Origin of the sequence: Variovorax sp. YR566 (assembly GCF_051992195.1) — a bacterium.
Taxonomy (GTDB): Bacteria; Pseudomonadota; Gammaproteobacteria; order Burkholderiales; family Burkholderiaceae_C; genus Variovorax.
Genome location: NZ_CP197092.1, coordinates 3784781 through 3808380 on the forward strand (window position 1 = coordinate 3784781; position 23600 = coordinate 3808380).

Sequence of the window (23600 nt, forward strand, 5' to 3'; positions counted from 1 at the left end):
TCACCCCTTGCGCAACCAGTGGCCGAGGGCGCCGAACAGCCCGCCGCGCTGTGCTTGCGCGGCCGTGCCGGCAGCCAGTTCCGCGAGGTCCGACGGCACGCCCTGCGGCGCGGCGTGGGCCGAAGAGGCGATCTGCCCGAGGTTCTCGAACAGATAGCGGCGCGGCTCCACGCGGTGCCCCAGCATCTGCGCGGCCTGCTGCACCGCGCGCAGCACCAGCAGCGAGTCGCCGCCGAGGTCGAAGAAGTTGTCGCTGGCGCGGATGTCGCTGACGTCGATGCCGATCACGCCGGCCCAGATCTGGGCGAGCTGCGCCTGCTCGGGGTTGAGCAGGCTCTGTGGCGCCTTGTGCCCATTGCCATTGATGGCATCGGCCGGCGCGCTCTTGTCCGCATCCGCGGCTGCCAGCTTGCGCAGGTAGGCCGCACTGGTCGAGCCTTCGGTGCTGGCGATCTGCGCAAGCGTGGCGGCGGGATCGTCGGCAACGCGGCGCAGCACTTCGAGATAGCGCTCGCGCAGCTGGGCGCCGGTCTCGCGCAGGTACACGTCGGCGTTGTAGATCAGCGCGCCTTCAAGGCCGTGCGGCTTGTCCATCAGCCACACGCCGATGTCGTCGGTGGCGCCGTGCTGCATCACGTGCATCTGGCGGGTCTGCAGGCTGCCGACGCTGCGGGCGCGTTCGCGTGCATCCTGGAACGAGAACATCGCCTGGTAGGGGCCGGAGGTCTTGATCTGCCCCGCATAGCCCGGCTCGGCCATCAGGCGCTCGAACGGCACCTGCTGGTTGTTCATCATCGACAGCAGCTCCTGCTTCACGTAGCGCATGAAGGCAGGCAGCGGCAGCGACTGGTCGACCGCGAGCGAGACCGGCAGCACGTTGTTGAAGAAGCCCATGACGTCTTCCGTCTCGGCCTGCTGGCGTCCGCGCACCGGGTTGGCGATGACGATGGTGTCGTTGCCCGTTACCTGCGCCATGGTCAGCGCGTAGATGCCGAAGGTCAGCATGCTGAGCGTCACGTCCATGTCGCGCGCGATCTCGCGCAGATGCTGCGTGCTCTGCAGGTCGACGTGGATCCAGTGCGCGCCGCCCTGGCCGCTCTTGCCCGCGCGGCGTGGCATGTCTGTCTTTGGCGGGCGCACGGCCTTTGCGCCTTCGAGCCGGCCGCGCCAGAACGCGAGCTGCTCCTCGCAGGCAGGCTCCGTCAGCCACTTTTCCAGCCACTCGGCATAGTCGCCGTGGGTGATGGCGAGCGCGGGCAGGTTGTGCGGACGGCCGCGTTCGGCGGCGTCGTAGAGCGCGCCCAGCTCGCGCTGCATCAGGTCGAAAGACCAGCCGTCCCAGATCAGGTGATGCGGCACGAACAGGAAGACGTGCTCGTTGTCGTCGAGCTGGAACAGCGTCGTGTTCATCATCGGCGCGCGATGGATGTCGATCGGCCGGTCCGACAGCTCTTGCATGTGTTCGGCCAGCTCGGCTTCGCGCTGGTCAGCGGGCAGGCCGCGCAGGTCGACCAGCGGCAGAGCGAATTCCACAGACTCCGCGATCATTTGCATCGGCTTGCCGCTCTGCGCATCGATGCCGATGGAAGTGCGCAGCGAGGGCTGGCGGCGGATCATTTCGCGCAGCGCGCCTTCGAAGCGCGCCGCGTCGAGCTGCCCGGTCAGCCGCTGTGCCGAGGGCGCGTTGTAGACCGAGCGGCCCGGGTGCAGCTGCTCCATGAAGCGGATGCGTTCCTGCGCAAGCGTGAGCGGCGCGCTGCGGCGCTCGCTGCGGCAGGCAATCGGCGCCTCCAGGCCGACGCCTGCGCCCTGCAGGCCCTGGATGGCCGCGGCCAGCTTCTCGGCTGTAGGCGCCTCGAACAGGGTGCGCAGCGGCAGCGTGACCTGGAACTCGCGGCTCAGCAGCGTGGTGAGCCGCGCAGCCAGCAGCGAGTGGCCGCCCATGGTGAAGAAGTTGTCGTGCATGTCGAGGCCCGGCAGGCTCAGCACCTTTTCCATGACGGCGAGCACCTTGCGTTCGTGCTCGTTGCGCGGGGCGGCGCCGCGCCGTACCTCGTTGCGCGCAACCGCTTGCGGCGGCGGCAGCGAGACGCGGTCGATCTTTCCGTTCGGCAGGGTCGGCAGCGCGTCGAGCGTCACCACGTGCTGCGGCAGCATGAAGGCCGGCAGGTGCTTGCGCAGATGCACCATCAGCGCATCGAGGTCGAAGCCGGTGCCCTGGGCGAGCGCGAGGTAGGCCACCAGGCGCACGTCGCCGGGGTTGTCTTCGCGGGCCACGACCACGCTGCGCGAGACGCCGGCCACCTCGCAGCAGCGCACCTCGATCTCGCCGGGCTCGATGCGGTAGCCGCGCACCTTGACCTGAAAGTCGAGCCGGCCGAGGTGGTCGAGCAGCCCGTCGTTGCGCCAGCGGCCGCGGTCGCCCGAGCGGTACACCTTCTTCGCGGTGCCGAAGATGCGCACCGTGACGAAACGCTCGGCGGTCAGTTCGGGGCGGTCGAGGTAGCCCAGCGACACGCCTTCGCCCGCGATGCAGATTTCGCCCGGCACACCGATGGGGCAGGGCTGCAGGTTGGCGTCGAGGATCCAGATCTCGGTGTTGTCGACGGGTTTGCCGATCGACACGCCGCGCGATGCGATCTCTTCGGGGCGAACGTGCCAGGCCGTGGAGTACACCGTTGTTTCGGTCGGGCCGTAGCCGTTCCACAGGCCTTCCATGCGCTCGCACAGCGCCAGCGCCATGCTCGGGCGCAGCGCTTCTCCGCCGGTCCATCCGCGAAAGCCGGGCGCGCCACCAGCCCACTGCGCATCGAGCAGCAGCTGCCACATGCCGGGGGTGGCTTGCAGGAGCGTGATCTGTTCTTCGTCGAGCGCTTTTGAGAGGCGATTGCCGTCCATGGCGACTTCGCGCTTCACCATCACGAGTTCGGCGCCCGCCGCCAGCGGCAGCAGCAGGTCGGGCACGGCCATGTCGAACGACAGGGTCGTGACGGCGGCGATGCGGTCGGCCGGGCCGATGCCCGATTCGCGCTGCATCCACTGCAGCAGGTGCGCCACGCCCCGGTGATGGGCGATGACGCCCTTGGGCAAACCGGTCGAGCCGGAGGTGTAGATCACATAGGCGGCGTCTTCGGGCCCCGGGTCGTCGGTGCTCGGCGGCAGCGCATCGCCGGACAGCTTGAGCCAGGCGGTGTCGCGATCGATCTCGAAGACGCGCAGGGCCGCGTCGGCACGCCAGCCGCGCGGCGCCGCCGCGATGTCCGATGTGGTCAGCATCTGGCTGAGGCTGGCGTCGGTCGCGTAGTGGTCCAGCCGCGCCTGGGGAAACGCGGTGTCGAGCGGCACATAGGACGCACCCGCCTTGAGAATGCCGAGCATCGCGACGACCATCTCCAGGCTGCGCTCCAGGCACAGCCCCACGCGCTGGCCGCGGCCCACGCCGCGCATGCGCAGTGCACGCGCCAGGCGGTTGGACTGCGCGTCGAGCTCGCCGTAGCTGCAGCTTCGCGCGCCGTCGCGCACCGCCGGGTGGTTGGGTTGCCGCGGTACGCGTGCAAGAAAGCCGGCGTGCGCCAGCGGTTCGCCGACCAGCGGAACGCGCGCGGGCTGCAGCGCCAGCAGCGAACGCGCGGCGGTGCTGGACAGCACTTCGAGCCGGCCGACCGTCTCGTCGGGCTTGTGCGAGGCCGACTGCAGCACGCACTCGAACATGCCGAGCCAGCGCTGCACGCTGACCTCGTCGAACAGGTCGGTGTTGTACTGGACCTCCACTTGCAGACCGCCATCGAGCGGGCGCAGGTTGACGAACAGTTCGAAGTTCTCGTACTGGCGGGCGATCGTGTCCTGCACGACATCGAGGGTCGTGAATGCCTGTGCGCTGCTCGCCACGTCGGGGTCGACGTTGAAGGCCACGCTCACCAGCGGCAGCCGGCTCGGGTCGCGCTCCAGCGACAGCTGGCCCAGCAGCGCGCCGTAAGTCAGCGCCTGGTGGTCGAAGGCGTCGAGCACGGCGGTGCTGCATTCATCCATCAGCGCGTCGAAGCGCATGCCCGAATGAGTGGCGATACGCAGTGGCAGCAGGTTCACGCAGTGGCCGACCAGGCCGGGCATGTCGTGCGCGAGCTGGCCCGACGCCGGAATGCCGACGACGATGTCTTCATGACTGGTGAGGCGGTGCAGCGTGGCAACGAAGCCGCTGAGCAGGCCCGTGAAAAGGCTGACGCCGGCCCTGGTGCTCGCCGTGCGCACGGCACTGACCAGGCGCTTGTCGAGCAGGCGCTCGGCGCGGCGCGAATTGAAGGTGCGAACAGCCGGACGCGGGCGGTCCAGCGGCAGGTCGAGCACCGGCAGCGTGCTGCCGGAGAAGCGGCCCAGCCAGTAGTCGATGTGCGGCTGCATGTCGGCACTCGCGGCAGCGGCGGCTTCCTCGGCGGCAAAGTCGGCGAAGAGCGGCGCGGGCTTGAGCTTCAGGCCAATGCCGGTTTCCTCGGCATAGAGATGGCCCAGCTGCTCGGTGATGACAGCCCACGACCAGCCGTCGCACACCACGTGGTGCGCCGACATCACGAGTTCGTGCTCGGCGTCGTCCAGGCGGTACAACGCGGCCCGGAACAGCGGGCCATGCTCCAGCGAGAAGGGCGTGCACACCGCATCGTCGTGGGCGTCGCGCAGTGCCTGCGCGCGGGCTTCCGGCTCGAGACTGCCCAGGTCCTGCTCCAGCAGCAGGTTCTCGCCCGGAGGGCTGACCAGCATGTAGGTGCCGTCGGGCGAGATGGTGGCGCGCAGCGCCTGGTGGCGCTCGAGCAGCCGGGCCATGGCACGCGCCAGGGCCGGGCAGTCCAGCGCGCCGCGCAGGCGCAGCACGACCGACTCGTTGTAGGCCATCGAGGCTTCTGTGCTCAAGGCTGCGCCGAGCCAGACTTCGCGCTGCGATTCCGTCGTCGGAATGATGCATTCGATGACACCACCGCTGGCGGTGGGCTTGAGGACGGCGTTCATGCTGCGGCCTTTCCATTGATGAGGTGTTGATGGGAGGCGGCGTCCTCGGGCACGTACCAGAAGGGCTGGCCGTCGATGTCGCGGGCCAGGACGCAGCCGTCCTCGACGGGCTTGCGCACGTCGAAGCGGGTGGGGGCGGGAGCGCGGCGCGGCAGGAAGCCGGACTCCTGCATCTCGGCGACCGAGTCCTTGAAGGCGCGCTGGATGAAGGCGATGTCCTCGGCGCTGTGCGCGCTCGTGAGGAAGCACGGGAAGTTGTCCAGGATGTGCACGCCGCGGCTGCGCATCATTGCGAACAGCAGGTCCTGCAGCGGGTGGTCTTCGAGCCAGCTCACGCGCCACAGCGAAGCGAAATGGCGGATCTCGATGGGCGCGCCGACTTCCTTGCACCAGCCCGAAAGCTCGGCTGCCATGGCGGCGGTGTTGCCCGTGAGCCCGGCCTGCAGCGCGGGCCCTGCCTCTTTCAGATGCGTGAGCGAGGCCTTGGCTGCGGCCAGCGCCAGCGGATGGCGCACGAAGGTGCCCGCGAAGTAGGTCACGCCCACGCCGGGGATCGAGTCGTCGCCGTACTGCCAGGGGCCGCCGTCGAGCGCGTCCATGAATTCGCGCTTGCCCGCGATCACGCCGACCGGAAAGCCGCCGCCGATCACCTTGCCGTAGGTGGCGAGGTCGGCGCGCACGCCGAACAGCTCCTGCGCGCCGCCCAGCGCTGTACGAAAGCCGGTGATGACCTCGTCGAAGATCAGGCAGCAGCCGCTCTTGGCGGTGATGTCGCGCACCTCGTGCAAGAACTCGCGCGGCTGGAAGTCGGGGCGGCGGCTTTGCACTGGCTCGGCCAGCACGGCGGCCAGGTCGTCTGCGTTCTCGCGGATGAAGTCCAGCGCCTCGGGCGTGCCGTAGTCGAGCACGCGGATGTCGCCGAACATGCCGCTCATCACGCCCGGCGCAGCCGACAGGCCCTTGCCGCCCTTGCCGGCGCGCACCAGCACTTCGTCGAAGGTGCCGTGGTAGGAGCCGGTGAACACCACTACCGTGCTGCGGCCGGTGACGGTGCGCGCGATGCGCAGCGCGGCCATCACGGCTTCAGAGCCGGTGTTGCACAGGCCCGCGCGGTCGCTGCCGGTGAGCTCGCAGATCAGCGCCGTGACTTCGGCTGCCAGCGGGTGCTGCGGGCCGATCTCGTAGCCGTCGTCGAGCTGCTTGCGCACGGCGTCCTGCACGAAGTCGGGCTGCCAGCCGAACATGTTCATGCCGAAGCCATTGAGCGCATCGACGTACTCGTTGCCGTCGAGGTCCCACATCTTCGAACCCTTGGAGCGCTCGATGACGATCTGGTAGGTGATCTCTTTGGTGACCGGCCGGAAGCCGTTGACCACGCGCGGGTCGGCCATGTGGGCGCGGTTGGCTTCGGTGAACTGCTTGCTCTTCTGCGTGCGTTCCACATAGCGCCGGATGAAGGCGGCGAGCCGGGCCTTCTGCCGGCCGCTTGGCTCGGCGTTGCGCTGCGTATGGATGCGGGCGATGGCGCCGAAGGCCTTGTTCACGTCGTAGCGCACGGGTTGCGCGGGGTCTTCAGCGGGGGCCGCGGCCGCAGGTGTGGCAGGCGCGGGGGCGGCCTGGGCTGGCATGGCCTGCAGCGTGACGATTGGTGCGGACGGAATGCCGCCCGACAGCAGTGCGAGCTGCTGGCGCATCAATTCCATTTGCTGCGAAATCAGCTGCGACAGCTGGGCGTCGCCCGCATTGCTGCCTTGCATCGGCATGTACACCGGCATCTGCTGGCGCAGCGCGGCCTGCGGTACGGAGACTGCGTTTTCGACTGGCGCGGCCACAACGGCAGGGGCAGGTACCGATGCAGGCGCTGCCTCGGGCGGCAGGCTTTCGCGCAGGAAGGTCGAGAGCGCGTCGAAGCTGCGGTAGCTTTCCATCAGCTGGCGGAAGCTGAGGTTGACCTTGAAGTGCTTCTTGATCTGCGTGGCGGCCTGGGTCAGCGTGAGGGAGTCCAGGCCCAGTTCGCCGAAGGGCGCGTGCCCCTCCGCCTGCGCCATGTCTAGGCCGGAGATGTCCTCGAACAGGCTGCGCAGGCGCGCATCCACGTTCGAAGCGGGAGGATGAAGAGGCGAGGGCGTTGCTGCTGTCACGATCGACTCCAGAGCGGTAGGTGAAACAAGAGGGACGAAGGAAGGGGCCGGGGCGGCGGCGGGCGCGGCCACGGTGGCGATGGGCGGGACGGCGGCGATGTCGACCCAGAAGCGCTTGCGCTCGAACGGCGTGGTGGGCAGGCGCACGCGTTGCGCGCCGATGCGTGAGACGAGGCGCGACAGCTCGACATCGGCGCCGCAGGTCCAGAGGCGGCCCAGCGCCAGGTGCAGGGTGCGGGCCTCGTCGGCCGGCTCGCCCTGCAGCAGCGACACGACGCCGTTCGCGCCGTGCTGGCGCACCAGCGTGGCGAGCATGTTTCGCGGGCCTGATTCGACGAACAGCGGGTTGGTCACCTGCTCCATCGCGCAGCGCACGGCCGGCGAGAAGCGCACGGTGCCGCGCAGGTGTCGGGCCCAGTAGGCAGGGCTGGTGGCTTCGGCGTCTTCGAGCGGCTGGCCGGTCAGCGTCGAGTAGATCGGCGTCTGCGGTGCGCGCAGCGTCACCTTGCCGACCAGCGCCTCGAAGGGCGCGACGGCCGCGTCCATCATGGCGGAATGGAAAGCGTGCGAGGTCTGCAGCGGGCGGCTCGGAATGCCGTCTGCTTCCAGTGCCGCCTGCAGGGCCGCAATGGCGTCGAAGGGGCCGGCGGCGACGCAGGCCGTGGGGCCGTTCTCGGCGGCGAGCGAAATCTGCGGGCCGAGCCTGTCGAGCAACTCGGCCGCACCCATGCGCACCGACAGCATCGCGCCGGCCGGCTGGGCCTGCATGAGAGCGCCACGGCGGGCGACGAGCTTGGCGGCGTCTTCGAGTCGCATCACGCCTGCGAGCACGGCCGCGACGAATTCGCCGACGCTGTGGCCGATCAGTGCATGCGGCCGTGCGCCGAGCGCCAGCAGCCGCCGCGCGAGGGCGTATTCGAGCGTGAAGATCGCGGGCTGCGTGGCGGCCGTGGGCGCCAGCGATTGCGGGTCGTCCGAGAACATGCGCTCGCGCAGGTCGAAATCGGTCGCGCCTTCGAAGGCGGCCATGCAGTCATCGAACGCTGCCGCGAACACCGGGTCGTTCGCACGGAGGTTCTTGCCCATGCCGGCGTACTGCGCGCCTTGCCCGGGGAACATCAGCACGAGCTGCGGTGCGCGCGAGGCGATGCGCCCGCTGACGCGGCGGGGCGAATCGGCATTGCGCAGGGCGGCGATGGCCTCGGCGGTGTTGCCGGCCACGACAGCGCGGCGGAAGGCGTGGGCCTTGCGGCCGACCGCGAGGGTGTGGGCCACGTCGGCCAGCGGCAGTTCGGCGTGGGCTTCGAGATGCGCCGCGAGCTGCTCGGTGGCCAGCGCGAGCGCGGCCTCGGAGCGTGCCGACAGCGACAGGAGCTGGTCACCCATTGCGAACGGCGAGGCCGGCCGCGGCGGCGCCTCTTCGACGATGACGTGCGCATTGGTGCCGCCGACGCCGAAGGAGCTGACGCCCGCGCGGCGCGGCAGGTCGGCGCGGGGCCACGGCTGCAGGCTGGCGGTAACGTGGAAGGGTGTGCGCGCGAAGTCGATCGACGGGTTCGGCGCGCTGAAATGCGCGGTCGGCGGAATCTGTTCGTGGTGCAGTGCCAGCGCCGTCTTGATGAGACCGGCCGCGCCCGCCGCCGTGACCATGTGGCCCACGTTGCTCTTGAGCGAGCCGAGCGTGCAGTAGCCGAGCGCATCGGTGTGCTCGGCGTAGGCCACGGCCAGCGCCTCGACTTCGATCGGGTCGCCCATCGGCGTGGCGGTGCCGTGCGCCTCGACGTACGAGATGCTGCCCGCATCGACATCGGCCGCAGCCAGCGCGGCGCGGATCACCGCGGCCTGGCCGTCGACGCTGGGCGCCGTGAAGCTGGCCTTGGAGCCGCCGTCGTTGTTCACGCAGGCGCTGCGCAGCACGGCGTAGATGGTGTCGCCGTCGGCTTGTGCATCGGCCAGCCGCTTGAGCAGCACCACGGCCGCGCCGTCGCTGAAGACGGTGCCCTGGGCCTTTGCATCGAAGCTGCGCGTACGGCCGTCGGGCGAGAGCATCGAGCCCTCGTTGTAGAGATAGCCGCTGCGCGGCGGGCAGGTGACCGAGGCGCCGCCCGCGAGCGCCATGTAGCACTGGCCCGTACGCAGCGCATGGAAGGCCTGGACCACGGCCACCAGCGAGGTCGAGCAGGCGGTGTGCACGCTGACGGCCGGGCCGGTGAGGTTGAGCCGGTTCGCCACCCGCGTGGTGATGTAGTCCTTCTCGTTGGCCAGCATCACCTGGAACTCGCCGACCGGCTCCACCAGGTCGGGCCGGGTGCTCACGTGGCGCTGGAAGTAGGTGGCGTTGTACATGCCGGCGTACACGCCGACCGGGCCCGGCGCTTCGTCGGGCACGTAGCCGGCGCGTTCCAGGCATTCCCAGCAGATTTCGAGGAACACGCGCTGCTGCGGGTCCATGAGCTGCGCTTCTTTCGGGCCGATGCCGAAGAAGGCGGCGTCGAAGTCTTCGATGCCATCGATCACGCCGCGTGCGCGCACATAGGCCGGGTCGCTGCGCAGGGCCTGGCTGACCCCGGCGTCGAGCGTGGCGTCGTCGAAGAAGCTGATGGTGTCGCGGCCTGCGACGAGGTTGTCCCAGAACTGCTCCACGTCGGCTGCGCCGGGGAAGCGGCCTGCGGTGCCGACCAGGGCAACGGCGTCATCGATGCCGCTGCCTGGCCGTGCCGAAAAGGTGGCCGCTGCGGTCGGTCGATCCTTGGAACCGGCCGCAGCGGCCATGGCGGGCTGATCGCCCGCCGGCTGCATCCGCTCGCCCATTGCTTTTGGCGTGGGATTGCGGAAGAAAAGATTGGTCGACAGCGGCAGTTCGGTGCCGCGCTGCAGGTCGGCCAGCACCTGCAGTACCAGCAGCGAATCGCCGCCGAGGTCGAAGAAGTTGTCGTTGCGCCCGACCTTCGAAATGCGCAGCGCGCGGGCGAAGGCGTCGCACACCTGCTGTTCGACGGCGTCGTGTGCTTCTTCGAAGGGCTGAGCGAGTTCGGGACGCTCGCCGGCCGGCTCGGGCAGTGCCTTGCGGTCGAGCTTGCCGTTGGGCGTGACGGGGAGTTGTGCGAGCCACACCTGCGCGGTAGGAATCAGCGCGGCGGGCAGGCGGGCACCGAGGTGGGCGCGCAGGGCATCCCACGAGATCTTTTCCGAGCGTGCGACCAGATAGGCCACCAGGCGCAGCTGCCCGCTTTCGTCGGGCCGCGCGACCACTGCGCAGGACTGCACGGCGGGGTGCGCGAGGATGGCCGCCTCGACCTCGCCGGTCTCGATGCGGTGGCCGTGGATCTTCACCTGCCCGTCGCGGCGGCCGATGAATTCGACGGTGCCGTCGAGCAGCCAGCGCGCGAGGTCGCCGGTGCGGTAGAGCCGGTCATCGGGGCCGCCGAAGGGATCGGGCACAAAGCGCTCGGCGCTGAGCGTGGGCTGCCGCAGATAGCCGCGGGCCAGCCCGTGGCCGCCGATGCAGAGCTCGCCCACGAAGCCGGTCGGCAGCAGTGCCATCGAGGGGCTCAGCACGCGCAGCACGGTGTCCTTGATGGGGCGACCGAGGGGGACGGAACGCAGGTCTTCGGGCAGCGGCGATGCGATGCGATGCGTGGCCGCGAAGGTCGTGCACTCGGTCGGGCCGTAGCCGTTGCTCAGCGTGAGGCCAGGCAGGGTGGCCAGCGCACGCCGCACATGCGGCACCGACAGCGCTTCGCCGCCGGTGAAGAGATGGCGCAGGCCCGAGAGGTGGGCGGGGTCGTCGTCGACCACGGCGTTGAAGAGCGCGGCGGTGAGCCATGCCGTGTGCACGTGGTGGCGCGCGATGGTGTGCGCCAGGCCGGTGCCGGTCGGCACGCGCTCTTCATGGATGACGCAGCAGCCGCCGTTGAGCAGCGGGCCCCAGATTTCGAGCGTGGCCGCGTCGAAGCCGAGCGGCGCCGCATGCAGCATGGCGAGGCCGGGAGCGAGCTCGACGTAGTCCACACCCACCACGAGCCGCAGGATCGAGCGATGGCAGATCTCTATGCCCTTTGGCGTGCCCGTCGAGCCCGAGGTGTACATGACATAGGCCACCGATTCGGCATCGAGGACCGGAGGATTCCATGCAGTGCGATTTGTGTTGTCTTCGTATTCGTCGAGCAACAAAACGCCGTGATGGGGGGGGATGAGGTACTGGTGCGCCTGCGTCGTGAGCACGTGGTGCGCGCCGGCCTCGCCGAGCATGTAGGCGACGCGCTCGGGCGGGAAATCCGTAGGCACCGGCACATAGGCGCCGCCGGCCTTGAGGATGCCGAGTTGGGCGACGATGGCCGCCATCGAGCGGTCGAGCAGCAGGCCGACGCCGTCGCCGCTGCGAACGCCCAGGCCCTGAAGGCGCTTCGCGAGTTCGTCGGAACGACGATCGAGTTCGCCGTAGCTCATCTGCGCGTCGCCTTGCGCGAGGGCGATGGCGTCGGGGGCGGCCATCGCCTGGCGGGCGAACATGGCGGGCACCGTGAGGGCAGGGTTCACCGGAGCGAGGGCGGTGTTCCATTCGACGAGCTGAGCGGCCTGGTCGGCGCGCGGCAGCGTGTGGATGTCGTTCAGGGCCGCATCGGGGTGCTGCAGCAGGTCTTCGGCGGTGTCGACGAGGGCTGCAAGCAGCTGATCGATCGCGGCGGCATCCATCAGGCTTGCGGCTGCATCTATATAGAGGGACGCCGAAGCAGCGTCGAAGCGCAGCCGCAGCGGAGCATCGGCGGCAACTTCTTCGCGCAGCCAGAGGGAGGTGGGCTGTGCCGTTGCTTGCGATGCCGAACGGCGACCGAGGTCCAGCTCGGCCAGCCAGGCGCCAGCGGCCTTGGTGGCGTCGAAGGCGACGGTGGTCGAGCAGCGCATCGGCGCGGCGCCTGCCTCATGCAGCACGGGCCAGAGGCCTCCGAGCCAGCGCGACTGCAGCAGCAGCCACGCGCCCGCGAAGAGGGTGTCCGGCAGCTGGCCGGTGGTGGCGAACCACTGGGTCCAACGCTGGGCGAAGCGGAGTTCGAGTGCCACCGCAGCGCTGCGACGGCCGGCCGATCCCTCCGAATTGGATCGCGGCACGAACAGGTCTTCCAGAGCGAGGTCCGGAGCACCGAGTGCTTGCGAAACAGTTTGAATTTCCATGTAAATATCCCAAAAGAAATACAATGGAAGCAATTGGGTGAATGGAAATTCCATTCACCCAATTAAGGAGGAGGAAGCTGACTTGCGTTCTTTTCGTGTCTTCATCCTAGGAGGTTTCCCTTGGCCAATGTGTGCACTTTAGGCCTCGGTTACAACTGGATAAGGTTATTTCGAAAACGTACTACCCGAATCGTCCCGTTCGAGGTAACTGATGCGTGATTTGGAGGAAAAAGCCCACCGCGCGGACCCTTCAAGTGCCCGAAAGGGCCCGCTGAAGCGGGGTACTCCTGGGGAGAAACAGGCGGCGCACAGGGGGAAATTCGCTGTCGACCGCTTTGTGGGTACGACCACCTCGGATCGCGCGCTACGCCGGGGAGTCATGCGGAAAACGCACTGGCATCACTGTCGAAAAGTGAAACATCCTTCCGGGCTCGACTGTTATGAATTGGATTAGTCTGTAACCGTATAAAAAATAACTGTACAAAACCTGAAAATCGCAAAAACTGAAAGAGTTATCGGCTTCAAATCTTCCGAGGGTAAAAAATGCTCCGCGACATCCTATTACCCGATGTAGTTCTCACGCGCTGTGATTACTATTTGGAATCGATTCTTCCGAACAATTCAGATGCATTGACAGCCAACGCTACATACTTCGGCAATGCGACGTGGGCCAAGGAATATCTGGACTACTGCCACCGCGACGCGCATTTCCGCAGCCGCTGGCTCGCCGCCGGGGGCGACTGGACGGACAAGGTCGTCATCGACCTGGGCTGCGGGCCGGGTAACCTCTTCGCCACGCTGGGCGGCAGGCCCAGATTGCTGATCGGCGTCGACGTGGCCGGAGGCTCGCTGGAGCTGGCGGCTGGCCTGGGCTACACGGCAGTGCTGGCGGATGCGGCGCACACGCCGTTCCGCTCGCATGTGGCGGACATCGTGGCAATCAATGCATCGCTGCACCACTGCGACGACATGAAAGCGGTGCTGCAGGAAGGCGCTCGCCTCGTTAAGCCCAATGGCTTACTTATTACCGACCACGATCCGCAACTCACAGCTTGGGACTACAAGGGCCTGGCCAGACTGATGTGGGATGCGCGGCTGTGGGTCTACCGCGCGACGGGGCACGGTTTTCACAAGACGGACAGTCAGCAGTTGTGGGGGCTGAGAACCGAAGTGCATCACCGGCCCGGCGACGGCGTGACGAAGGAGCTCTTCGAATCCACGCTGGAGCCGCTGGGCTTCGAGGTTCGCGTGCACCCGCACAACCACCAGATAGGAGCGCAGGCGCTGGCCGGCGACGTTGGGCCGGCGCAATGGAAATACCGCATGGGCAATGTGCTCTCGGGCCGCGACCCGAAAGCCCCCGCGAGCGCGCTGTCGCTGATGTGCGTTGCAAGGCGCAAGACCGCAGAAAAACTGCAGGCCAACTGAACGCCAGGCGACTGCTGGTAGCCTTCCCGGATTCTTCGAGCGCGGCCCCGGCACCCGGGAGCGCGAGATTCAGTTATCCAGGAAGGAATCCGGTAGTGGTTGTGACAGGAAGGAACTGGCGCGCGGGCATTGCGCTGACCGCGGCATTGATGGTGGCAGCGTGCTCCACCTCCCCCAAGGCGCCAGTGGCAGGGCCGGGCGAGTACGTCGTCCAGCCGGGCGACACGCTCTATCGCATCGCGTCGAAGACCGGGCGTTCGCCGGGCGACATTGCCCGATGGAGCAATCTGCAGGACCCCGACAAGCTCGAAGCAGGACAGGTGCTGCGCGTGGTGCCGCCCGGTGGCGGCGCATCGTCCGAGCCGCCTCCCCCCAGGAGCGCAGGTGCCGAGCGTCCGGAACGCCCCGAGCGTTCGAGGCCGCCCCGGGCCGCGGCGCCCGAGCCCGTCGCACCGCCGGCCTCGCGGCGCAGCGACTGGGCCTGGCCCGCGCAGGGCCAGGTCATCGCGGGCTTCAACGGCACCAGCAACAAGGGCGTCGACATCGGCGGCAGCGTCGGTGAGCCGGTGATGTCCATCGGCGCCGGCAAGGTGGCCGTGACGGAAACGCTGCGCGGCTACGGCAGCGTGCTGATGGTCGACCACGGCGGCTCTTATATGTCGGTCTACACCAATGTGCGTACGGTGCTCGTGAAACAGGGCCAGCAGGTGAAGCAGGGCCAGAAGATCGCCGAGATCGGCGGCGCGGACGGTGGGCGCGCCAGCCTCCACTTCGAGATCCGCTACCGCGGCAATGCGGTCGACCCGCGCCAGTACCTGCCTGCGAGGTGACCGGACGGGGCGGCCTCTGGCGAAAGGCATCCCCCAAATTGGCGATATCGCGGTGCCCGTGAAATGCGCAGACTCTCGCCCTTAGTCTGAAAAAAAGGGGCGGTAATGGAACTCGTGCATTGGCTGTTCATCATTTTTGGCATCGCGTTGGCGCTCACCACGCAGTGGTGCCTTCTTGCACCGTTCAGCCTCGAGTGGAAGCCGCTGCGCGACCAGATCACCGAACAGGTCACGCAGTCGGCCGCGCTGCTCGAAGAGTGCGCATCGGGAATGGACGCCAGGCGCTAGTCTCCCGGCCGGTTCGGCCCGCCTGCAGCCCCAGGCCCTCTAAGATGCTCGCTCTTTCTGGATGACGTGAAGACGCGAGAGGCAAAGGGAGGGCCACGCATGATTTCTTTGCTCCACACCGCGGACTGGCAGATAGGCCGCGTGTTCTCGCAGTTCGAGCCCGACGACGCCGCGGCACTGTTCGAGGCGCGCTTCAAGGTGGTCGAGCGGCTTGCCGCCATTGCGGCCGAACGCAAGGTCGATGCCGTACTGGTCGCAGGCGACGTGTTCGACCTGCAGACCGTGTCGGACAAGACCATCCGGCGCACGTTCAACGCCATGCAGGGCTTTTCCGGCCCCTGGCTGATGATTCCGGGCAACCACGATTCGGCGCTGAGCGAATCGGTCTGGAGCCGCGCGCAGCGGCTGGGCGCCATTGCACCGAACATCGTCTGCTGCCTGGAGCCGAAGCCCCACACGGTGGCGGGCAAGTTCACGCTGCTGCCCGCACCGCTCACGCAGCGCCATACCTACGGCGACCTCACCGACTGGTTTGCCACGGCGCCAAGCGAAGAGGGGCTGCCCCGCATCGGACTGGCGCACGGCTGCGTGCAGGGCATCCTGTCCGAAGACATCGACTCGGCCAATCCCATCGCGACCGGGCGTGCGGCGCAGGCTCGGCTCGACTACCTCGCGTTGGGCGACTGGCACGGCACGCGGCAGATCGACGACCGCACCTGGTACGCGGGCACGCCCGAGACAGATCGTTTCAGAGCCAACGATTCGGGGCAGGCGCTGCTGGTCGGCGTCTCAGGTGCCGGGGCGGAGCCGACGGTCGAGGTGGTCCGCACCGGCCAATTCGACTGGCAGCAATGGGAGCCGCGGCTCACGGTGCCTTCCGACATCGACGAACTGGTCGAAAAGCTGGAGCAGGTGAGCAGCAGCGACGTGCTGCAACTTCGCGCGCAGGGCGCCTGCGACCTCAACGGCCATAGCAGACTGAGCACCGCGCTCGACGCCGCCCGCGCTCGCGCCCGTGCGCTGGTGTGGGACGGCGAAGCGCTGCGGCTGGAGCCCACGGAAGACGACATCCAGGCGCTGCACGCCGACGGCTTTGTCGGCGAGGCGCTTCAGGAGTTGCGCGCGCAGCAGGGCGATGCCGATGCTGAACTCGCCCGCGACGCGCTGCTCACGCTCGCCCGCATCCTCGACGCGCAGGGAGCCGCCGCATGAAGTTGCAGCGTCTTCGCATCGAGAACTTCAAGCTGTTCCGCGCACCGCTCGAAATAGACGGCTTCACCGACGGACTGAATCTCTTCGCGGCGCCCAACGAATCGGGCAAGTCCACCGTCGCCGAGGCCATTCGCGCCGCCTTCTTCGAGCGGCATCGCTCCAGCGCGGTCGAGCATCTGCGGCCATGGGGAGAAAGCTCGGCAACGCCCACCGTCGAGGTCGACTTCGAACTCGACGGCAAGCCATGCCGACTCACCAAGGCCTTCCTCGGCAAGAAGCGCTGCGAGCTGGTCATCGACGGCAAGTCCATGGACGGTGCGGTGGCCGAAGACCACCTGGCGGCACTGCTGGGCTTTCGCTTTCCGGGCAAGGGTGCCAGCACGCCGGAGCACATGGGCATTCCGGGCCTGCTGTGGATCAAACAGGGCACCTCGCACGACATTGCCAGCGCCGTGGGCTTTGCCAGCGACCACCTGCGCAACGCACTGGGCGAATCGCTGGGCGAGCTGGCCTCCAGCAACGGCGATGCGGTGCTGAAGGCGGTGGAGAGCGAGCGCAACGAACTGCTCACGCCCGCCGCCGGAACACCGCGTGGTGCCTTCGCGGATGCCATCAGGCTGCGCACGGAGCTCGAAGCGGACATCGAACGGCTGCGCGCCGACATCGAGTCCTATCAGTCGGGCGTGGACCGTCTCTCCGGCCTGCGCCGCGATCACCAACGAGACGAAGCCGCGCGGCCCTGGATGGCATTGCGGGAGCAGCTTGCTATCGCACGGCAACGGCTGGACGAAGCCAAGGGGTTGAACGACAGGAAGACCGCGCAGGACGCCGCGCTCAGGCAGGTCACCGCGCAGGTGAATTCCTGGCGCACCCAACTCCAGGCGATGGAGCGCGAGGAAGCCACGGTCGTCCTGCGAGAGAAGAATCTGCAGGCGGCACAAGAAGGCTTGGCCAAGGCGCTAGGTGAACTGCAGGCGTGGGAACCCCGCCACGCGGCTGCGGCGAAGGCCGATGCCGGCGCGCGCGACAACCTCCGCCTCGCGCGGCAGGCAGCCTCTCGCATCGCGCAGGAGAGAACCGTCGAAAGCCTGGCCGAGCAGCTTGAGGCGCTCGCACAGAGCCACGAGAAGGCAAAGGGCGAACAGGACAAGGTCACGCGCCTGCAAGCCGAGGCACAGGCTCTCGCGGTGCCGGAAGGCGAGCTGAAGCGGCTTCAGCGCTGCGCCGACGTGCATCGCACGGCGCAAGCCCGGCTCGATGCGGTGGCGACGGCCCTGGAGTTCGAGCTGCAGCCTGCTGCGAAGGTCCGGGTTGCCGGAGCCGAGCTTTCCGGCTCGAAGCGCCAGACCGTCATCGCGCGGACCGACATCGAGATCGAAGGCATAGGCCGCATCACGGTGCTGCCGGGCGGGGCCGACCTGGAAAGCCTTGCCATCGAACGCGACCGCGCGCGCGACGAACTCGCCGGGCTGTTGCAGGCCCTGCGCGCGGAGAGCGTGGCCGCCGTCGAAGAGCGCATGCGGCTGCAGGCGTTGCGCAAGGGCGAAGCCGGTGCGGCGGTGGCCGTGCTGGCTGCGCTGGCACCGAAGGGGCTGAGCGCGCTTGCCGCGGACATCGCCACGCGCGAGGCCCGGCTGGCTGAAGCAAGGCAGGTCCTGCAGGGCATGCCGCCAGTCGACGCGGCGATGCCGTCGAGCGCGCAGGCCGAATCGGAGGAGGGCGCCGCGCGCGCGGCGCTGGAGACAGCGTCCGCGGCGCTCAACGACGCCAAGGTCGCCGCCGGCAATGCGCGCGAGCAGGTCAAGGCCGCCGAAGACGAACTCGCAGCGGTCAAAGCCACGCTGAACGACCCGATGCGCGCCAGCCGCAAGACGGAAGCCGGCGCCGCATTGACGGATGCGCTGGCACAGCAGTCGGCCCTGCAAGCCAAGGTGGCCGAACTGGCGCAGCAGTTGCAATCTGCCAACCTGCCTGTGCTCGCGCAGGACGTTGAACGGCTGGAGCAAAGCGTCAAGCAGGCCGAGGCCACGCACAGCCAGCGGGCCAACGAGATCACCCGGCTGGAAGCCGAACTCGAAGCAAGGGGCGCGCTGGGCCAGGAAGAAGCTGCGTCGGAAAAACAGCGCGAACTCGAGCACGCAACGCGCCGTTGCGCCGAACTCGAACGCCGGGCGAAGGCGCTCGACCACCTGCTCAAGCTGCTGCGCGAAAAGCGCTCGGCCCTGGCACGACGCCTGCGCGCACCGCTGCAGAAGCACCTCGACCACTACCTGCAGATTCTTTTCCCCGGTGCGCAGGTCGAAGTCGGCGACGATCTTTCGCCGGGCCGCATCACGCGGCAAGGCCTGCGAGGCGCCCAGAGCGGCGCGTTCGAAGAGCTCAGCGTGGGCGCGCGGGAACAGATGGGCGTCGTCGCCCGGCTGGCCTATGCGGACCTGTTGAAGGAAGCGCGCAAGCCGACCTTGCTCATCCTCGACGACGCGCTGGTGAACACCGACGAAGAGCGCCTGGGGCAGATGAAGCGGGTGCTGTACGACGCGGCAACGCGGCACCAGATATTGATCTTCAGTTGCCATCCGGAGGCCTGGCGCGATCTCGGGGTCGTGGCGCGCAGCATCCCGTGACGTCTTGGGGCCGCGACGCCCATCGGCAATCACACTATCCAGAATATCCGGCCGGTCGCTAAACTGCGCCGTCATGCGTCGCTGGCTTTGTACGTCCGCAGTTATCGCCTTTCTGTGCTGTCACGGGTTGGCCGTGCTTGCCCAGAACATGGCGGGCTTCGGGCAGCACCAGGCCAACGTCGCGCAGGTGCATCAGGCAAGCGCCTGCGAGCTTCATCAGGGCCACGCCGGCGCTTCGGTCCTGGATGACGGCATCGACTCCGACGAGGTGGACCTTGCCGCCGGAAGGCGCAAGATTTCACTGCCGGTCCTTCGACCGGAAGCCCCCTTGGAATTTGCCGTGACGGTCTTGCCGTCCGCGCCTCTCGAACGGCCCATGCGGCCGCCACAACTCCTCTCCTTCTTCGCATAGGTCGTTCAGTTTCGACCTGGGGCCTACGGGCCCTGCTCATTGCGTGTGCTCGCGCCGTCGGCATTGACGACCGTCCGATGCACATCGCCATCAAGAGGACGAAGAAGAGGAGAAAAGCCATGGAGCAATCGAGTGACGTGATGTTTGCCAGGCTGGCCGATTTCAGGATCGACGCCGAATTGCTGAGGCAGCATTTCCTGGCACACGTGAAGCCGCTGCCGTCGACGCCATATCGCGACAACCGCGTGGACTACATCGGTTGGGCAGTCACAAGCCGCGACGGCACGCTGGAAGACGGCATCCGGCGGATTCCCGCAAAGAATGCGCGCGGCGTCACGCCGACAGACGCCTGCAGCGGCTACCTGGCCCGGGTGATGAATGCGCTGCGCAGCCATGGCCTGACGCCCTTCAGGGCCCGGATCATGCAACTCGAAAGCGAAGGCGAGGAGATGCCGCTGCACAACGATGCGGCCAAGGAAACCTGGCGCCTGCACATCCCCATCATCACCAACCCCAATTGCTTCTTCGAATGGCAGCGCGCCGACGGCAGCATCGAGAGCGTTCATCTGCCCGCCGACGGCTCGGCCTGGCTGGTGCGGGTGGATGTGAACCACAGGGCCGTCAATCGAAGCCAGCAGCCGTCCAACCGGGTTCATCTGCTGATGGGACTGGATGCCAATCCATCCTTCGAGATGCTGACCGAGCCCTGGTTGCCTGTGCTCCAGCAGCAGTTGGTGGCTTGAGCTCGCATGAAGAATGCCCGATGGCTGGTGTGCCTGGTGGCAGCCGTGCTGCCCGTCGCTGCGCAGGAAGTCGAGGCCGGCCGTTGCCGGGTGGAGCGCAACGCAACGCTCTCCCAGCTCGACCGTGTCTACGCGCGCGACGAGTTCCGCATCCGCTATACGCTGGAGGGCGCCCACGCGCTGCCGGACATTCGCGACCTCGACCGCAACGGCATACCCGACAAGGTGCAGGACGTGGCAACGCAACTGGTCGTGGGGCGCAGGCTGTTCACCGATGTGATGGGGCTGACGCACCCCATGCGCCAGCCACGCTATGCGCGCGCCACCTCGATCGACGTGTTCCTGCTGAAGATGGAGAAGGGCAACGGGATGTCCTACGACGAGGTGATGAACTACCGCCTGGGCTCCGACGAAGCGGCCGGCGGCTGTGCTCTTCGCATCGATCTGCTCAACCGCCACGCGAACCAGAACGTGACACCGATCCACGAGCTTTTTCACCAGTACCAGTACGGCTACACCATGTTCAAGGCGCGCTGGTTCCTGGAAGGCACCGCGCGCTGGTCGGAATACGCGCTGCGCCCCGGAAGCGGACCGCAGCAGCCGTTGCCGGCCACACTGCCGGCACTGCGCGAGCAGGTGTTCTCGCAGACCTACGGGGCAAGCGGCATGTGGAACCGTCTGGCGAGCATGCTCGACCCCGACGGCCGGCTCAGGCTGCCGTCCGGCCTGGCGCAGACCACTTATGTCGATGGCAGCCTGGTCATCCAGGACGATCAATTGCACGGCGCGGCCTTCATCAAGGCGCTGCTGGAGGCGCTAGGCCCGCTCGACCGGCAGGTCGCGGCGCGAAATGGCTGGCCGGTATTTGGCTGGAAGGAGGAGGATCAGCGCTCTTCCGCGCACGACACTGAGATATTCAAGGGCGTGCTCCAGGCGACGCGGAGTGAAGCGGCGCGCTCGAAGGCCCGAAGATCGGCCGAACTGGAAGAATTTCTTGCGCTGGAGGCGCTTGTGAAAAAGGATGTGCCATGAGTCTGGGTGAACTGCTGGCGTCGGCCAGGCCCGCGATTGCAACCTTGTGGGATGAATGCACGAGCGCCAGCGCCGGCATCGACGTAGAGGCCGCGGGCGTGCTCTTCATGTCGGTCTGCAACGGGAAGGAGCGGGCCCATGTCGTGACCATCCGTGGAAAGAACTTCGAGCAGGCATGGGTCAGGGGTGCGCAGTTGCTGAATGCCTGGCTGCGCAAGCAGAAGGGCGCCGCGCCAATCTGGCTGCGGGTGGACGTGGTGCACACCGTGCACGCCATGTCCTGGCAGGAACTGAAGCAGGGCCTTTCGACGACCAAGCGCAACTACTTTCGCCATGGCATCGCGTTCAAGCCCGATTTTTCCGTGGCCATTCTTGAGCCTGAGATTGGTGCGCACGCCGTGCTGTACGACGGCGCACTCGAAGAGGCGACACCCAATGCGGCCAATCTCAAGCTCTACGGCAAGTACCGCTATGGGCTGGAGCTGGAGTGGCCGACCCAGGCGCAGCAGCCGATCTGGGTCTTCGACACGCGGGCAGTGTTCACCGACGGCAAGCAGCTTCACACCATCGAGCATCAGGGGCGGGGCAAGGGCCATCGCGTCATGCCGAACTGGGATGCGAGCCAGGTGCACGACATCGTCGCAACCAGCACCGCATACCTCGCACGGCAGGTCAAGCCGACCGGCCAGTACCACTACGGCTGGTTTCCCTGCTTCGACCGTCCCATTCCCACCTACAACGCGCTGCGGCACGCCAGCTCCACCTACGCGCTGCTCGAAGGCTGGGAGCTGACGCAGCGCCCCGAGCACAAGGCCGCCATCGACAGGGCGCTGGCCTATCTCACGCAGACGCTGATCCAGCGCGCCACGCTGCCCGGCGGAGAGCAGGGCGCTTTCCTGGTGGATGCCGACAACGGCAACGAGATCAAGCTGGGCGGCAATGCCGTGTGCCTGCTGGCGATGGTCAAGTACACCGAACTTACCGGCGACCGGCAATACCTGTCGCTGATGGAGCAGCTGGCCCTGGGCATCGTGCACATGCAGGACCCGGGCTCGGGCCGCTTCGTGCATGTGCTGAACCACCCCGACCTCAGCGTGAAAGAAGAGAACCGGATCATCTACTACGACGGCGAGGCCGCCTTCGGCTTGATGCGCCTGTACGGGCTGACCAATGATCCACGTTGGCTGCAGACCGTCGAGAAAGCATTCGGGCATTTCATCGAAGCCAGACACTGGCAGGCCCACGACCATTGGCTGAGCTACTGCGTCAACGAACTCACCCTCTACAGATCGGACGAGCGCTACTACCGCTTCGGGCTGGACAACGTGCGCGACCATCTCGACTTCGTGCTCGAGCGCATCACCACCTTTCCGACGCTGCTGGAGCTGATGATGGCGGCGCAGAAGATGATCGCGCGCATGCAAGCCGACCCGCAGCACGAGCACCTGCTGCGCGGCTTCGACATCGACAAGTTCTACCGGGCCCTGGAGCAGCGTGCCCGCTACCTGCTGACGGGCCACTTCTGGCCCGAGATCGCCATGTTCTTCAAGAACCCGGGGCGCATCGTGGGCAGCTTCTTCATCCGCCATCACAGCTACCGCGTGCGCATCGACGATGTGGAGCACTACCTGTCGGGCTATGTCGCGTACTGGAAGTACCTGCAGGGCGGCGGGCGGCCTTTCCTGACGCAACAGGAAGAGGCAAGGCACGCGGCACCAGCCGCCTTCTCGCGGATGTAGCGGTGTCTCCTGCCGCCCGGAAACGCTCCGGGTAGGCGGTTTGTCATGGTCCCGAGCCCAAGCGGGCAGGGCGCTTGACTCCCCTGCAAAGGGGCGCTTCGCTCATGTGCGAAGACAGCGCGATTCCTAAAGTCATCCCCAGGCCGAACGCTTCTGCCCATGCCGGGCAGACAGGCAACTCAGGCCGGTCACGACAAACGGGGAACACGCATGGAACTGCTCGCACCACTGCCAAGAACCTTCATGAACCTGCTGCGGGAAGACGCAGGCATGTCGTTCATGGAGGTCGCGCTGATCGGCGCTCTGGTGATGGTCGTGTGCCTGCTCCTGCTGCTCGCCATCCGGCGCAGCGCCTGACCCACGGAGCCAACCATGCAAGACCTCGACGCCGTTCTCGAACTGCTGGCAATGCTGGCTACAGACGTTCGAATGCTCGCGCTCGTCGCACTGCTCGCAGTGGCTGCCGTCAGCGACTGGCGCTCCTACCGCATTCCCAACTGGCTGACCTTCGGCGGGGCGCTCTTCGCGCTCATCTACGGGACGCTTGCCGCCCGCACGCCGACTGCAGGCGCAATGAGCGCTTTTGGTGGCCTGGGCGTGGGCTTCGCCGCGATGCTGCCCTTCTATGTGCTGGGATTGATGGGTGCGGGCGACGTGAAGCTCATGGCCATGGCCGGGGCCTTCATCGGCCCGCAGCAGACGCTGATGGCGGTGCTCTTCACCTTCATTGCCGGAGGCGTGGCGGCACTGGTGTTCGCCATCCACCGCCGTCGCCTGGCGCACATGCTAGCCAACGTCAAGACGGCGGCGCAAGGCATGGCGATCTCGAGCATGGCGGGCATCCACCCTACGGGGCACGTTCACATGAGCCAGTCCGTGGGAAAGCTGCCCTACGGCATCTGCATCGCGGCGGGCACGGTGGTCGAAGTGCTCGCGCATCAACTGGGCTATGTCTAGCCCTCCCATCTTTTACCTGCGACG

General features: G+C 67.4%; 13 protein-coding genes. 11 read left to right on the forward strand and 2 right to left on the reverse strand.

The genetic code is table 11. The annotated features are described in order from the left end of the window. Positions 1–4998, reverse strand: a complete 4998-nt coding sequence (locus ACTG4X_RS17730; RefSeq protein ID WP_440531497.1) for an amino acid adenylation domain-containing protein — start codon at positions 4996–4998, stop codon at positions 1–3. Next, positions 4995–12311 carry an amino acid adenylation domain-containing protein gene (locus ACTG4X_RS17735; protein WP_440531498.1) on the reverse strand — a complete coding sequence of 2439 codons (7317 nt, stop codon included), beginning with the start codon at positions 12309–12311 and terminating at the stop codon, positions 4995–4997. Before ACTG4X_RS17735 ends, ACTG4X_RS17730 begins: the two co-directional genes overlap by 4 nt. A gap of 630 nt (positions 12312–12941) precedes the next feature. On the opposite strand from ACTG4X_RS17735, the gene ACTG4X_RS17740 reads away from it, so the two are divergent. From ACTG4X_RS17740 to ACTG4X_RS17790, 11 genes are all read left to right on the forward strand, one after another. Then, entirely contained in the window at positions 12942–13739 is a 798-nt protein-coding gene (locus ACTG4X_RS17740) for a class I SAM-dependent methyltransferase (protein ID WP_256330726.1), read from the forward strand. Positions 13740–13834: 95 nt separating this feature from the next. Next, entirely contained in the window at positions 13835–14569 is a 735-nt protein-coding gene (locus ACTG4X_RS17745; protein ID WP_256330725.1) for a peptidoglycan DD-metalloendopeptidase family protein, read from the forward strand. 105 nt (positions 14570–14674) lie between these two features. Then, a complete protein-coding gene (locus ACTG4X_RS17750) occupies positions 14675–14857 on the forward strand; it encodes a hypothetical protein (protein WP_093074405.1) in 183 nt (60 codons plus the stop codon). 99 nt (positions 14858–14956) lie between these two features. After that, complete coding sequence (locus tag ACTG4X_RS17755) at positions 14957–16069, forward strand: metallophosphoesterase family protein (RefSeq protein WP_440531499.1); 1113 nt, start codon at positions 14957–14959, stop codon at positions 16067–16069. Continuing rightward, positions 16066–18693 (forward strand): AAA family ATPase, encoded by a 2628-nt coding sequence (locus tag ACTG4X_RS17760; protein ID WP_440531500.1) that lies wholly within the window; start codon positions 16066–16068, stop codon positions 18691–18693. The genes ACTG4X_RS17755 and ACTG4X_RS17760 overlap by 4 nt, the downstream gene beginning before the upstream one ends. Positions 18694–18826: 133 nt before the next feature. Further along, a complete protein-coding gene (locus tag ACTG4X_RS17765) occupies positions 18827–19105 on the forward strand; it encodes a hypothetical protein (protein ID WP_440531501.1) in 279 nt (92 codons plus the stop codon). Positions 19106–19182: 77 nt separating this feature from the next. Next, positions 19183–19848, forward strand: a complete 666-nt coding sequence (locus ACTG4X_RS17770) for an aspartyl/asparaginyl beta-hydroxylase domain-containing protein (RefSeq protein ID WP_256329597.1) — start codon at positions 19183–19185, stop codon at positions 19846–19848. 6 nt (positions 19849–19854) lie between these two features. After that, positions 19855–20880 (forward strand): hypothetical protein, encoded by a 1026-nt coding sequence (locus tag ACTG4X_RS17775; RefSeq protein ID WP_440531502.1) that lies wholly within the window; start codon positions 19855–19857, stop codon positions 20878–20880. Continuing rightward, positions 20877–22619, forward strand: coding sequence for a Mur ligase (locus ACTG4X_RS17780; RefSeq protein ID WP_440531503.1), 1743 nt, complete (start codon positions 20877–20879; stop codon positions 22617–22619). Before ACTG4X_RS17775 ends, ACTG4X_RS17780 begins: the two co-directional genes overlap by 4 nt. Positions 22620–22829: 210 nt before the next feature. After that, the gene (locus ACTG4X_RS17785) at positions 22830–22976 is read left to right on the forward strand and encodes a hypothetical protein (protein WP_176928961.1); all 147 of its coding nucleotides are present in this window, start codon (positions 22830–22832) and stop codon (positions 22974–22976) included. 15 nt (positions 22977–22991) lie between these two features. Next, entirely contained in the window at positions 22992–23576 is a 585-nt protein-coding gene (locus ACTG4X_RS17790) for an A24 family peptidase (RefSeq protein WP_440531504.1), read from the forward strand. The last annotated feature ends 24 nt before the right edge of the window (positions 23577–23600 follow it).